The organism is Alicycliphilus sp. T452, assembly GCF_054512775.1.
Genome location: NZ_JBTNEH010000009.1, coordinates 165264 through 177869 on the forward strand (window position 1 = coordinate 165264; position 12606 = coordinate 177869).

Below are 12606 nucleotides of genomic sequence, written 5' to 3' on the forward strand. Positions count from 1 at the left end.
TGCCCCTTTCTGACATCCGGGCGCGCGGGCCAGGGCCCGCGCATGCCCTATGGTAGGGCTCAGCCCGCCGCGCGGGCCTCGCCAAAGTGGAATACCCCTGGATCCTTCACAGGATCGACGTCCACCGGAATCACGCTCTTGGGCGGATAGCGCCCTTCGAGCAGCAGCCTGGACAGCGGGTTCTCGATACGCTGCTGGATCGCCCGCTTGAGCGGCCGCGCGCCGAACACCGGATCGAACCCCACCTTGGCCAGCTCGCCCATGGCGGCCGCAGACACCTGCAGCGCGAGGTCCATCTTCGCAAGCCGCGCCTCCAGCAGCCGCAACTGAATGCGGGCAATCGCTTCGATGTGCTTCGCGTCGAGGCCGTGGAACACCACCGTCTCGTCGATGCGGTTCAGGAATTCGGGTCGGAAATGGCTCTTGAGTTCCCCCCACACCGCTTCCTTGATGTCCTCGGCGTCCTGCCCCACCATGGCCTGGATCAGCGGCGAGCCGATGTTGCTGGTCATGACGATCACCGTGTTCTTGAAGTCCACGGTGCGGCCCTGGCCGTCGGTCAGGCGCCCGTCGTCGAGCACCTGCAGCAGCACGTTGAACACGTCCGGGTGGGCCTTCTCCACCTCGTCCAGGAGCAGTACGGAATAGGGCTTGCGCCGCACGGCCTCGGTCAGATAGCCGCCCTCTTCATAGCCCACATAGCCCGGAGGCGCGCCAATCAAGCGCGCGACGCTATGCTTTTCCATGAACTCGCTCATGTCGATGCGCACCATGTGCTCTTCGCTGTCGAACAGGAAGCCCGCCAGCGCCTTGCACAGCTCGGTCTTGCCCACGCCCGTGGGGCCCAGGAACAGGAAGCTGCCCAGCGGCCGGTTGGGGTCCGACAGGCCCGAGCGCGAGCGGCGGATGGCGTTGGCCACGGCGGAGATCGCCTCGTCCTGGCCCACCACGCGCTCGTGCAGCTTTTCCTCCATGTGCAGCAGCTTGTCCTTCTCGCCCTGCATCATCTTGGCCACGGGGATGCCGGTGGCGCGGCTCACCACCTCGGCGATCTCCTCCGCGCCCACGTGGGTGCGCAGCAGCTGGTGCCTGGGCGCGCCGCCGCCGGCCTCGCTGTCCTGCGCCTCCTTCAGGCGCTTCTCCAGCTCGGGCAGCTTGCCGTACTGCAGCTCGGCCACGCGGTTGTAGTCGCCCTTGCGCTTCAGGTCCTCGATCTGGATGCGGATCGTGTCGATGTCCTTGCGGATCTGCTCGCTGCCCTGGGCGCTGGCCTTCTCGGCCTTCCAGACCTCTTCCAGGTCGGCGTATTCGCGCTCGGCGTTGGCCAGCTCTTCCTCGATGAGCTGCAGGCGCTTCTGCGAGGCCTCGTCGGTCTCCTTCTTCATCGCCTCGCGCTCGATCTTGAGCTGGATCATGCGGCGTTCGAGCTTGTCCAGCGCCTCGGGCTTGGAGTCGATTTCGATCTTGATGCGCGCAGCCGCCTCGTCGATCAGGTCGATGGCCTTGTCGGGCAGGAAGCGGTCGGTGATGTAGCGGTGGGAGAGTTCCGCCGCGGCGACGATGGCCGGGTCGGTGATGTCCACGCCATGGTGCGCCTCGTAGCGCACCTGCAGGCCGCGCAGGATGGCGATGGTGTCCTCCACCGAGGGCTCCTCGACCAGCACCTTCTGGAAGCGCCGCTCCAGCGCCGCGTCCTTCTCGATGTACTTGCGGTATTCGTCCAGCGTGGTCGCGCCGATGCAGTGCAGCTCGCCGCGCGCGAGGGCGGGCTTGAGCATGTTGCCCGCGTCGATCGCGCCCTCGGCCTTGCCGGCGCCGACCATGGTGTGGATCTCGTCGATGAACAGGATGATGCGGCCCTCGTCCTGCGCCACTTCCTTGAGCACGGACTTCAGGCGCTCCTCGAACTCGCCGCGGTACTTGGCGCCGGCCAGCAGGCCCGCCATGTCCAGCACCAGCACGCGCTTGTTCTTGAGCGTCTCGGGCACCTCGCCCGCGACGATGCGCTGGGCCAAGCCCTCCACGATGGCGGTCTTGCCCACGCCGGGCTCGCCGATCAGCACGGGGTTGTTCTTGCTGCGCCGCTGCAGCACCTGGATGGCGCGGCGGATCTCGTCGTCGCGCCCGATCACGGGGTCGAGCTTGCCCATGCGCGCGCGCTCGGTCAGGTCCAGGCAGTATTTCTTCAGGGCCTCGCGCTGGCCCTCGGCCTCGGCGCTGTCCACCTTCTGGCCGCCGCGCACCGCGTCGATGGCGGACTCCAGGCTCTTGCGCGTGAGGCCGTTGTCCTTGGCGATCTGCGCTGCCTCGCCCTTGCTGTCCACGAGGGCCAGCAGGAACAGCTCGCTCGCGATGAACTGGTCGCCGCGCTGGATGGCCTCCTTCTCGGTCGCCTGCAGCACGCGGCCCAGCTCGGGGCTGGCCTGCACCTGGTCATGGCCCTGCACCTGGGGCAGGCGCTTGACGGCGGCCTCGGCCGCCTTCAGCAGGCCGGGCACGTTGGCGCCGGCACGCTCGAGCAGCGCGCGCGGGCCGTCCTCCTGGCGCAGCATGGCGGCCAGCAGGTGCACGGGCTCGATATAGGCATTGTCATGGCCCAGCGCGAGCGACTGGGCGTCGGACAGGGCTTCCTGGAATTTCGTGGTGAGTTTGTCAAGACGCATGTAAGACCTCCAACTTGTCGCTAGCTAAGGCTGCAGCGCCCTGATTTCAAGCCATGGCGCGATAAATTCAGCCTGTCTGGGGCGGCGCCGCGATGCCCCAGCGCGCCAGCGCCGCGTCGTCGCTCACGCGCGCATCGACCCAGCGCGCGCCCTGCGGCGTGGCTTCCTTCTTCCAGAACGGCGCCTGGGTCTTGAGGTAGTCCATGAGGAACTCGCAGGCCTGGAAGCTCTCGCCGCGGTGCGCCGAGGTCACGGCCACGAGCACGATCTGGTCGAGCGGCGCCAGCAGCCCCACGCGGTGGATCACGCGCACGCCGTACAGGTCGAAGCGCGCGAAGGCCTCGTCGATCATGGCCTCGATGGACTTTTCCGTCATGCCGGGGTAATGCTCCAGCTCCATCGTGGCGACGGCGTCGCCATCGTTGCGGTCACGCACCGTGCCCACGAAGCAGCACACGGCGCCCACGCGCGCGTCCCGGGCACGCAGCGCCGCCAGCTCGGCGGAGACATCGAAATCCTGGGTCTGGATGGAAACGCGGGTCATGGGGTCAGGCATTGCAAAATGGCGGCATTGCCCGGCACTTTAACGCTCCCCGCCCGCCATGGCCCTGCAGACCATCACCACCGCCGACTACACGCTCTACCCCTCGCCGCGCAACACGCACCGCGTGGTGTTCGAGTTCCAGACCTTCGTGCCCCAGCCCTATGCGCTGATCGACCTGCCGAGCTTCGGGCTGGCGGGCCGGTGCAGCCTGTTCGCCGCCCACCGCCGGGCCGACGGCAAGATGGGCCAGCTCGTGACCTTCGAGCTCGAGGGCGATCAGCAGCGCTTCGAGCGCCTGTTCGTGCCGGACTGAAAGCCCCTCTCTCCCCGCCCATACCCGACGGAAAAACTAGGGTATACCCCGATTGTTGACCTTCCTCAAAGGGGCCAAGGCCCGGCTGCGCTGCAATGACACGCAACAGTCAACAACGGAGGAAATGCGCCATGCAACTGCTCAAGCAACTCTTCACGACCGACGTGGGCCTGTTCAGCGCCGTCGGCATCGGCTTCATGCTGTGCATGCTGGGGTTCTTCGTCTGGCTGTTCACGCGCAACGACGCGCCCAAGGCCGGCGACAAGCAGTCCTGAGAGCCCTCGCCCAAGGCTGAAGGCGCCGCCTCCGCCAGGAGCGGCGCCTTTGTTTTGCCCCCGCTGCCTGACAATGCCGGCCATGCACGACGGCGACAACCAGATCCTGGTCCCTCCTTCCTTCATCGCGCTGTACAGCGACGCGCGGCAGCGCCTGCTGGCGCCAGCGGGCGAGGTCTGCGCGCGCTACGAGCTGTGCGAGGACCTGGCCTGCCACCTGGTGGAGCAGGCGCAGCAGCTCTACCACGGCGGTGCCCGGTCGGAGGAAGGCGTGCTGCTGGGCATCCACGCGGGGCTGGCCGCGCCAGGCGCGGGCGTGAACCCGCAGGAGGCGCGCTGGATCACGCTGCGCCTGGCCGAGCTGCTGGCGTGGCAGTGCCCCCTGCTGGCCGCCCCGCACGCCGGCTGACGCATCGGCCCGCTATACTGCGCGCCATGTCCGCGCACAGCCTCATCGCAACGCCTCCCGCACCTGCGGCGGCTTTGCAGTGCGTGGCCAAAGCCCCAAAACCCCAGCTCATCTGACCGGAGCTGCGGTTCCGTCCGGATGAGCGACGGAACCCCCTGGCAGAGAAACTCCCTCCCTCTTTTTCTCGATTCCCGGCATTCCGCGCGCGCCCCGTGGCGGTTCTTCCACTGGTCGAACCCTGAAAGGATGCTCCGCATGCCGTCATCATCATCAACCACCACGCCCGTGTTCTCCGGGCTCTGGATTCCCCTGGTCACGCCGTTCAAGGACGGCGCCGTGGACCACCCGGCCCTGGCCGCCCTCGCGGCCCGCCTGCGCGCGCAGGGTGCTGCCGGGTTCGTCGCCTGCGGCTCCACCGGCGAGGCCGCCGCGCTCGACAAGGACGAACAATCGGCGGTGCTGGAGACTGTGCTCCAAGCCGCCCAGGGCCTGCCCGTGGCGATGGGGCTGTCGGGCTACCACCTGGGGCAGGTGCTGGCGTTTGTGCGGGCCCTGGCGCGCTATCCGCTGGCCGGGCTGCTGGTGCCCGCGCCGCACTACATCCGCCCCTCGCAGGAAGGCCTTCTGCACTGGTTCAACGCCATCGCGGACGCCAGCGCCGCACCGCTGATCGTCTACGACATTCCCTACCGTACGGGCGCCACCCTGGCCACCGGCACGCTGCTGGCGCTGGCCGCGCACCCGCGCATCCGGGCCGTCAAGGACTGCGGCGGCGATACGGCCAAGACACAGGCCTTGATCGCCGATGGCCGCCTAGCCGTGCTGGCGGGCGAAGACGCGCAGATGTTCACCACGCTGGCGCTGGGCGGTACGGGCGCCATCGCGGCCAGCGCGCACTGGCAGACGCCGCGTTTCGTCGAGCTGCTGGAGTTGCTGCGCACGGGTGACCTGCCCGGAGCCCGCCGCGTGTGGCAGGCGCTGCAACCCTGGATAGAGGCCTGCTTCGCCGAACCCAACCCCGCGCCGCTCAAGGCCCTGTTGGCGCGGGAAGGCTGGATGCGCAACGAACTGCGCGCGCCGATGACGGGAGCCTCGCCCGCCATGGAGGCCCGGCTGCGGGCCCTGGAGCTCAGCCCCCGGTGACGGGCGGGAAGAATGCCGCCTCGGCGCCATCGGCCAGCGGCGCGGTGTCCTGGGCCATGACCTGGTTCAGGGCCATGCGCACGGCGCGCCCGCGCGCAAGGCAGGCGGCCCAGGGCTCGCCGCGCGCGATGAGTTCGTCGCGCAGCGCGCCCAGGGTGTCGGCGCCGGTCTGCAGCGTCTCGTGGCCCGCTCCCACGGCCTCGCGGATGGAGGCGAAATACCGCACCTGGATGGTCTTGCGGGTCATGACAGCAGCTCCGTGAACGGCAGGAAGCGCACGCGGTCGCCGCGCGCGATGGTCTGGCCCGCGGGGTTGTCCACCACGCCGTCGGCCCAGGCGGCCGAGGTGAGCACGCCCGAGCTCTGGTTGGCGAACAGCTCCAGCGTGCCGTCCGCCGCATGGCGCACGCGCAGGAATTCACGGCGCTTGTCGGCCCTGGGCCAGTCGAATCCGGCGCTGGCAGCGATTGCCTTGGGCGCCACGTCGCGCACGCCCTGCAGGCGCAGCAGGAAGGGCCGCACCAGCAGGCCGAAGGTGACGAAGCTGGACACCGGGTTGCCCGGCAGGCCCATGAAGTGCGCGCCGCCGATGCGGCCGTAGGCGAAGGGCTTGCCCGGCTTCATGGCGATCTGCCACAGATCGAGCCGGCCCAGGCTCTCCACCGCGGGCTTGATGTGGTCTTCCTCGCCCACGGAGACGCCGCCGCTGGTCAGGATCAGGTCATTCCCTTGCGCGGCCTCGCGCAGCGCGGCCACGGTGGCCTCGCGCCGGTCGGGCACGATCCCGAGATCCGTCACCTCGCAGCCCAGGCGCAGCAGCATGGCGCGCAGGAAGAAGCGGTTGCTGTTGTAGATGGCGCCGGGCTTCATCTGCGCGGGCGGCACCTCGCCGGGCATGACGAGTTCGTCGCCCGTGGAAAAAAGCGCCACGCGCGGCCTGCGCGCCACCTGCAGGCTGGCCAGCCCGATGCTGGCGGCCAGGCCCAGTTCGGCGGGGGTCAGGCGCGTGCCGGCGGCCAGCACCTGGGCGCCCAGGGCGATGTCCTCGCCCGCGCGGCGTATCCACTGCCCGGCTGCGGGCACGGCGTTCACGCGCACGCGCGCGCCTCCATCCAGGGCCTCGCAGTCTTCCTGCATGACGATGGCGTCAGCCCCCGCGGGCACGGGCGCGCCCGTGAAGATGCGCGCGGCCGTGCCGGCCGCGAGCGGCGTGCCACAGCCGCCCGCGGCGATGCGCTGGGCCACGGGCAGCTCCACGCCCGCGGCCGTCACGTCGGCGCGGCGCACGGCGTAGCCGTCCATGGAGCTGTTGTCCTGCGGCGGCACCTGCAGCGGCGAGACGGCCGGCTGGGCGAGCACGCGGCCGTCGGCGTCGAAAGTGCCGACGGTGTCGGTGCCCGCCAGCGGCGCGGCCTGGGCCAGCAGATCGGCCAGGGCTTCATCGAGGGGTTTGAGGGGCGCGCGCGCCTGGGATTTCGCCTGGGTTGTCATTCGCAAGCCTCCGCCCGTTGGGGCACATAGTCGAAGCGCGCGCCCTGCGCCAGCAGCCACTGCGCCACGGCGTGGGGGTCGCGCACGTCGAGCACCGGCAGCGCCGTGGGCGCGGGCAGCGCGGGGGCGTCGGTGGCCACGGCGACGATGCAGGGGTCGTGCGGATAGAGCGCGGGGCGCTCGTGGTATTCGGGCGAGGGCGCGCGCCAGATCTCGACCTTGGGCAGGTCGCTGTGCTTGAAGCCTTCCACCAGCACCCAGTCCGCGCGCGGGTCCAGCTCGGCCAGCAGCTCGTGCACCCCAGGCGCGCGCGCCTGCTCGAATTCGCGCATCAGCGCCATGCGGCGGTCGGAGGCCACGGCCACCTCGTAGGCGCCGGCCTCGCGGTGGCGCCAACTGTCCTTGCCCACATGGTCGATGTCGAACTTGTGGTGCGCATGCTTGACCACCGACACGCGCAGGCCGTGCAGGCGCAGCTCGGGGATCAGCCGTTCCACCAGCGTGGTCTTGCCGCTGCCCGAATAGCCGGCAAAGCCAACCACCTTCATCTCGCCGCTCCTTGATATCATTTTTGATAGCTTCCAGCGCTTGCCAGACAAGCGCTGGAGGCTATTTCGGCCATCAATCGCAATGGGCCGCGATGTAGGCCTTGACCCGCTCTGCGTCGGCCGGCAGCACCTGCACGCGCTTGGGCAGCTGCTCTATGCCCTCGAACTTCGCCGGGCGCTCGGGCGCGCGGCCCAGGGCTTCCTGGATGGTTTCGGCGAACTTGATGGGCAGGGCCGTCTCCAGCACGATCATGGGCACGGCGGGGTCGCCGCGCAGCGCACGCGCCACTTTCACGCCATCGGCCGTGTGGGTATCGATGATCTGGCCAAAGCGCTCGTAGGTGTCGCGGATGGTGGCCAGGCGGTCGGCGTGGGTGCTCTTGCCGCTCTCGAAGCCGTACCTGGCGCGGGCGTCCTGGAACACCGGGTCCGCCCCCAGGTCGAAGAAGCCCTGCCGGGCCACGCCTTCGGCGAACAGCTGGCGCGTGCGTGCACCGTCGCGGCCGACCAGGTCGAACACGAAGCGCTCGAAGTTGCTGGCCTTGCTGATGTCCATGCTGGGGCTGCTGGTCTCGTGCGTGTCGGCCGCGCCGCGCACGCGGTAGGCGCCGGTGCGGAAGAACTCGTCGAGCACGTCGTTCTCGTTCGTGGCGACGACCAGGCGGTCGATGGGCAGGCCCATCTGGCGCGCCACGTGGCCGGCGCAGATGTTGCCGAAGTTGCCGCTGGGCACGGTGAAGCTGACCTTCTGCGCGTTGCGGTTCGCCGCAGGGCCGCCCCAAGGCGAACCAGCCCCCTCGGGGGGCAGCGAACCACGCGCAGCGGGGAGCGTGGGGGTCTGTTCCGTGGCCTGGATGTAGCCGGCGAAGTAGTACACCACCTGGGCCAGCAGGCGCGCCCAGTTGATGGAGTTGACGGTGCCGATCTTGTACCGGGCCTTGAAGGCGTGGTCGTTGCTCACCGCCTTGACGATGTCCTGGCAGTCGTCGAACACGCCCTCGATGGCCAGGTTGTGGATGTTCGCGTCCTGCAGGCTGAACATCTGCGCCTGCTGGAAGGGGCTCATGCGGCCATGCGGGCTGGTCATGAACACGCGCACGCCGTGCTTGCCGCGCATGGCGTACTCGGCCGCGCTGCCGGTGTCGCCGGAAGTCGCCCCCAGGATGTTGAGCTGCTCGCCGCGGCGGGCCAGCTCGTACTCGAACAGGTTGCCCAGCAGCTGCATGGCCATGTCCTTGAAGGCCAGCGTGGGGCCGTTGGACAGGGCCTCGATCCACAGGCCGTCCTCCAGATGGCGCAGCGGCACGATTTCGCCCGTGCCGAAGACTTCGGCGGTGTAGGTTTTCTCGCACAGGCGCCTGAGGTCGGCGGCGGGGATGTCGTCGATGTAGAGCGAGAGGATGCGGAAGGCCAGCTCCGCGTAGCCTTGCTTGTGATAGACCTCGCGCAGCTCGGCGAGCTGCGCGTCGCCCACGCGCGGATAGCGCTCGGGCAGGTACAGGCCGCCGTCGGGCGCCAGGCCTTCGAGCAGGATGTCGCAGAAATGCTTGCGGTCCGGGTGGCCGCGCGTGGACAGGTACAGCATGGTCGCGCCCCCTTCAGCTCAGCTCTTCCTTGCGGATGCGCGTGATCGGCGCCAGCACCGTGGGCAGGGCCTGGATGCGGGCCAGCGCGGCGTCCATGTCGCCTTCGCGCGTGTCGTGGGTGAGGATGATGAGGTCGGTCTGGGTCGAGCCCTCGCCGCCCACCTCGTCGGCCTCGCGCTGCAGCACGGCGTCGATGCTGATGCCGGCGTCGGCCACGATGCCGGTGATCCTGGCGAGCACGCCGGCCTGGTCGGCCACGCGGATGCGCAGGTAGTAGCTGGTGACCACCTCGGCCATGGGCAGCACGGGCAGGTCCTGGCCGGCCGCGGGCAGCGTGTGGCTCTGGAAGGCCAGCGGCGGCACGCGGTGCGCGGGGTCGGCCTCGATCAGGCGCGTGATGTCCACCAGGTCGGCGATCACGGCGCTGGCCGTGGGCTCGGAGCCCGCACCCTTGCCGTAGTACAGCGTGGTGCCCACGGCGTCGCCATGCACCACCACGGCGTTCATGGCGCCCTCCACGTTGGCGATCAGGCGCTTGGCCGGCACCAGGGACGGGTGCACGCGCAGCTCCACGCCCTTGTCCGTGCGCTTGGTGATACCCAGCAGCTTGATGCGGTAGCCCAGCTGCTCGGCGTACTTGATGTCCGCGGCGGACAGCTTGGTGATGCCCTCCACGTGGGCCTTGTCGAACTGCACCGGGATGCCGAAGGCGATGGCGCTCATGATGGTGGCCTTGTGCGCGGCGTCCACGCCCTCGATGTCGAAGGTCGGGTCGGCCTCGGCGTAGCCCAGGCGCTGGGCCTCCTTGAGCACCACGTCGAAGTCCAGGCCCTTGTCGCGCATCTCCGACAGGATGAAGTTGGTCGTGCCGTTGATGATGCCGGCCACCCACTGGATCTGGTTGGCCGACAGGCCCTCGCGCAGCGCCTTGATGATGGGAATGCCGCCGGCCACCGCCGCCTCGTAGGCCACCACCACGCGGGCCTGCTCGCCCACGATGGAGCGGGCGCGCGCCGTGTCCAGGTCGGCCACCATGGCAATCTCGATGCCGCGGCCCGCGCGGCGGCGGATCTCCTCCTGGTTGCGCTGCAGCACGTTGAACACGCCGCTGCCCACGGTGCCGATGCCGAGCAGGCCAACTTGGATGGGTTTCATATCGGTTTTACCAGTCAAAAGTGGCTGTAGCGCTTATTCAGCAAGCGCCAGCAGCTATCAAAAAAATAGTCTCATACCGCTTTCGCATGGCGCTGCCGGTAGGCGGCCAGGAAGCCCGCCAGGCGGTCGATGGCCTCGCGCAGGTCGTCCTCGTGCGGCAGGAACACGATGCGGAAATGCTGGTTGTCCGGGTAGTTGAAGCCCGAGCCCTGCACCAGCATCACGCGCGTGGCGCGCAGCACCTCCATGAAGAACTGGCGGTCGTCGGCGATGGGGTACATGGCCGGGTCCAGGCGCGGGAACATGTACAGCGCCGCCTGCGGCTTGACGCAGGTGACGCCGGGAATCTGGGTGATGAGCTCGTAGGCCAGGTCGCGCTGGCGGCGCAGGCGCCCGCCTTCCCTGACCAGGTCGTTGATGCTCTGGTAGCCGCCCAGCGCCGTCTGGATCGCCCACTGGCCCGGCACGTTGGAGCCGAGCTTGAGGTTGGCCAGCATGTTCAGCCCCTCGATGTAGTCGCGGGCGTCCTGCTTGGGGCCGGAGACCACCATCCAGCCCGCGCGGTAGCCGCAGGAACGGTAGGCCTTGGACAGCGAGTTGAAGGTCAGAGTGAGCACGTCCGTGGACAGGCTGGCCATCGAGGTGAACCTCACGCCGTCGTACAGCACCTTGTCGTACACCTCGTCCACCATCAGCACCAGGCCGTGCTCGCGCGCGATCTCGATGATGCCCTTGAGCAGCGACTCGGGGTAGAGCACGCCGGTCGGGTTGTTCGGGTTGATGACCACGATGCCGCGCGTGCGCGGGGTGATCTTGGCGCGCATGTCGTCCAGGTCCGGCAGCCAGCCCGCGCCCTCGTCGCAGCGGTAGTGCACCGGCGTGCCGCCCGAGAGCGAGGTGGCCGCCGTCCACAGCGGATAGTCGGGCATGGGCACGAGCAGTTCGTCGCCGTCGTCGAGCAGCGCATTGGTCGCCATCACGATCAGCTCGCTCGCGCCGTTGCCCAGGTAGATGTCGTCGAGCGTCACGCCCTCGATGCCCAGCTGCTGCGTGTAGTGCATCACCGCCTTGCGCGCGGCGAAGATGCCCTTGCTGTCGGAATAGCCCGCCGAGGCCGGCAGGTTGCGGATCATGTCCTGCTGGATCTCCTCGGGCGCGTCGAACCCGAACGGCGCCATGTTGCCGATGTTCAGCTTGATGATCTTCTGGCCCTCGTCCTCCATCTGCTTGGCCGCATCCACGATCGGGCCCCGGACATCGTAGAGAACGTTGTTGAGCTTGGCGGACTTGTGGATCGGCTTCATTGCGCGGGCCTGGGGTATGGAAATAGGGGAAACCTATAATTTGACCACAGTTCCCCACCCGCAGGCCGGGGCCGCCGCCCGGCCCCCATTGCACGGCGCCCATGAAATTCCAGCCAGACCGCTTCGACGTACAGACCATCACCGCCTACGGGCCGGGCTGGATCAACGTGGACGCCGACAGAATCGCGCACAGCGTCATCGTGGGCTCGCGCGGCCAGCGCATCGCCTGGGACTGCGCCCGCTTCGAGGACCTGGCGCCCGCGCATTTCGCCCAACTGGCCGAGCTGGACGCCGAGGTCGTGATCTTCGGCAGCGGCACGCGCAACCGCTTCCCGCCGCCGGCCTGGCTGCAGCCGCTGATGGCGCGGCGCATCGGCCTGGAAACCATGGACACGCTGGCTGCCTGCCGCACCTACAACATCCTGGCCGGCGAAGGGCGCAACGTCATCGCGGCCCTGCTGCTGGAGGCATAGGGCCTGTTCTGGGCCGCTTAGAATGGCTGGCCTGCCCGGAGACTTGGGTGAGTGGTTTAAACCAGCAGTCTTGAAAACTGCCGACGGGCAACCGTCCGTGAGTTCGAATCTCACATTCGTTCCCGAGCTTCAGTAAGTTGTTGATTCGCCGATAATTCCTTGAACATCAAGGACTTAGAAACGGTAGGTGTGCCATTCATGTGTGCCACTCGGAATCAACGCGAAGTGCCTCAACATCTCCGCCGCCGCACAGATGGCCGCAGCCTCAACTGGTACGTTCGGCTCGTGCCTCCCAAGAGCATCGCGCACCTGCCTGCTGGAAAGCAGGAATTCAAGAAGTCCACAGGCACCGCCGACCTCAAGCGCGCAAAAACTATTGCAGCGCAGCTCATCGCAGAACAGCGCGCCAAGTGGGATCGCTTGGCTGCGGAGACAAATCCGTCACAAGAGCCCACGGCCAGCGTCTTGACCTCCAGCCTTATAGAGAACATCTGCGCCCGTCGGCTCTATCAGTGGATGCATCTCGACGACCAAGCCAGATTCAACGGCGAGGGTCTGAGTGACGAAGCCCTGGCTGTTGATTCATCAGCACAACTGAGCCAGTGATCACGTCGAATACTGAGCCACTGGGTTGATGGATGTTCTGGCTACTCGGTTGTGGATAAGTCTATCGGGTCTGCTGCTTTTCGATCTCCTTTCTGA

Annotated in this window: 14 protein-coding genes and 1 tRNA gene; 7 read left to right on the forward strand and 8 right to left on the reverse strand. The window is 68.2% G+C overall.

What is annotated here, in order from left to right; all coding sequences use genetic code 11:
- Positions 1-59 precede the first annotated feature (59 nt).
- On the reverse strand, positions 60-2663 hold the full coding sequence (gene clpB, locus ACX12L_RS10625) for an ATP-dependent chaperone ClpB (protein WP_459262512.1): 2604 nt from the start codon (positions 2661-2663) through the stop codon (positions 60-62).
- Positions 2664-2730: 67 nt separating this feature from the next.
- A complete protein-coding gene (moaE, locus tag ACX12L_RS10630; RefSeq protein WP_459262513.1) occupies positions 2731-3207 on the reverse strand; it encodes a molybdopterin synthase catalytic subunit MoaE in 477 nt (158 codons plus the stop codon).
- A gap of 58 nt (positions 3208-3265) precedes the next feature.
- On the opposite strand from moaE, the gene ACX12L_RS10635 reads away from it, so the two are divergent.
- The 4 genes from ACX12L_RS10635 (at position 3266) to dapA (ending at position 5347) form a co-directional block, all read left to right on the forward strand.
- A complete protein-coding gene (locus ACX12L_RS10635; RefSeq protein WP_459262514.1) occupies positions 3266-3520 on the forward strand; it encodes a hypothetical protein in 255 nt (84 codons plus the stop codon).
- Between the two features lie 131 nt (positions 3521-3651).
- Positions 3652-3795, forward strand: a complete 144-nt coding sequence (locus ACX12L_RS10640) for a DUF3149 domain-containing protein (RefSeq protein ID WP_459262515.1) — start codon at positions 3652-3654, stop codon at positions 3793-3795.
- An 82-nt stretch (positions 3796-3877) separates the two neighbouring features.
- A complete protein-coding gene (locus ACX12L_RS10645; RefSeq protein WP_459262516.1) occupies positions 3878-4204 on the forward strand; it encodes a hypothetical protein in 327 nt (108 codons plus the stop codon).
- A gap of 255 nt (positions 4205-4459) precedes the next feature.
- Positions 4460-5347: a 4-hydroxy-tetrahydrodipicolinate synthase gene (gene dapA, locus ACX12L_RS10650; protein WP_459262517.1), complete on the forward strand. Its 888-nt coding sequence runs from the start codon at positions 4460-4462 to the stop codon at positions 5345-5347.
- Here dapA and moaD read toward each other — a convergent pair.
- From moaD to ACX12L_RS10680, 6 genes are all read right to left on the reverse strand, one after another.
- Entirely contained in the window at positions 5334-5594 is a 261-nt protein-coding gene (gene moaD, locus ACX12L_RS10655; protein ID WP_459262518.1) for a molybdopterin converting factor subunit 1, read from the reverse strand. The genes dapA and moaD overlap by 14 nt on opposite strands.
- On the reverse strand, positions 5591-6838 hold the full coding sequence (locus ACX12L_RS10660) for a molybdopterin molybdotransferase MoeA (RefSeq protein WP_459262519.1): 1248 nt from the start codon (positions 6836-6838) through the stop codon (positions 5591-5593). The genes moaD and ACX12L_RS10660 overlap by 4 nt, the downstream gene beginning before the upstream one ends.
- Positions 6835-7407: a molybdopterin-guanine dinucleotide biosynthesis protein B gene (gene mobB, locus ACX12L_RS10665; protein ID WP_459262520.1), complete on the reverse strand. Its 573-nt coding sequence runs from the start codon at positions 7405-7407 to the stop codon at positions 6835-6837. The genes ACX12L_RS10660 and mobB overlap by 4 nt, the downstream gene beginning before the upstream one ends.
- A gap of 52 nt (positions 7408-7459) precedes the next feature.
- Entirely contained in the window at positions 7460-8971 is a 1512-nt protein-coding gene (locus tag ACX12L_RS10670; protein WP_459262521.1) for a threonine synthase, read from the reverse strand.
- A 13-nt stretch (positions 8972-8984) separates the two neighbouring features.
- Positions 8985-10127: a homoserine dehydrogenase gene (locus ACX12L_RS10675; RefSeq protein WP_459262522.1), complete on the reverse strand. Its 1143-nt coding sequence runs from the start codon at positions 10125-10127 to the stop codon at positions 8985-8987.
- A 71-nt stretch (positions 10128-10198) separates the two neighbouring features.
- Entirely contained in the window at positions 10199-11431 is a 1233-nt protein-coding gene (locus ACX12L_RS10680; RefSeq protein ID WP_459262523.1) for a pyridoxal phosphate-dependent aminotransferase, read from the reverse strand.
- 101 nt (positions 11432-11532) lie between these two features.
- Here ACX12L_RS10680 and ACX12L_RS10685 point away from each other — a divergent pair, with 101 nt between their 5' ends.
- From ACX12L_RS10685 to ACX12L_RS10695, 3 genes are all read left to right on the forward strand, one after another.
- Complete coding sequence (locus ACX12L_RS10685) at positions 11533-11904, forward strand: Mth938-like domain-containing protein (protein WP_201396004.1); 372 nt, start codon at positions 11533-11535, stop codon at positions 11902-11904.
- Positions 11905-11941: 37 nt separating this feature from the next.
- Positions 11942-12026: transfer RNA gene (locus tag ACX12L_RS10690), tRNA-Ser, on the forward strand.
- A gap of 37 nt (positions 12027-12063) precedes the next feature.
- Positions 12064-12510 carry a DUF6538 domain-containing protein gene (locus tag ACX12L_RS10695; RefSeq protein WP_459262524.1) on the forward strand — a complete coding sequence of 149 codons (447 nt, stop codon included), beginning with the start codon at positions 12064-12066 and terminating at the stop codon, positions 12508-12510.
- Positions 12511-12606: the final 96 nt, after the last annotated feature.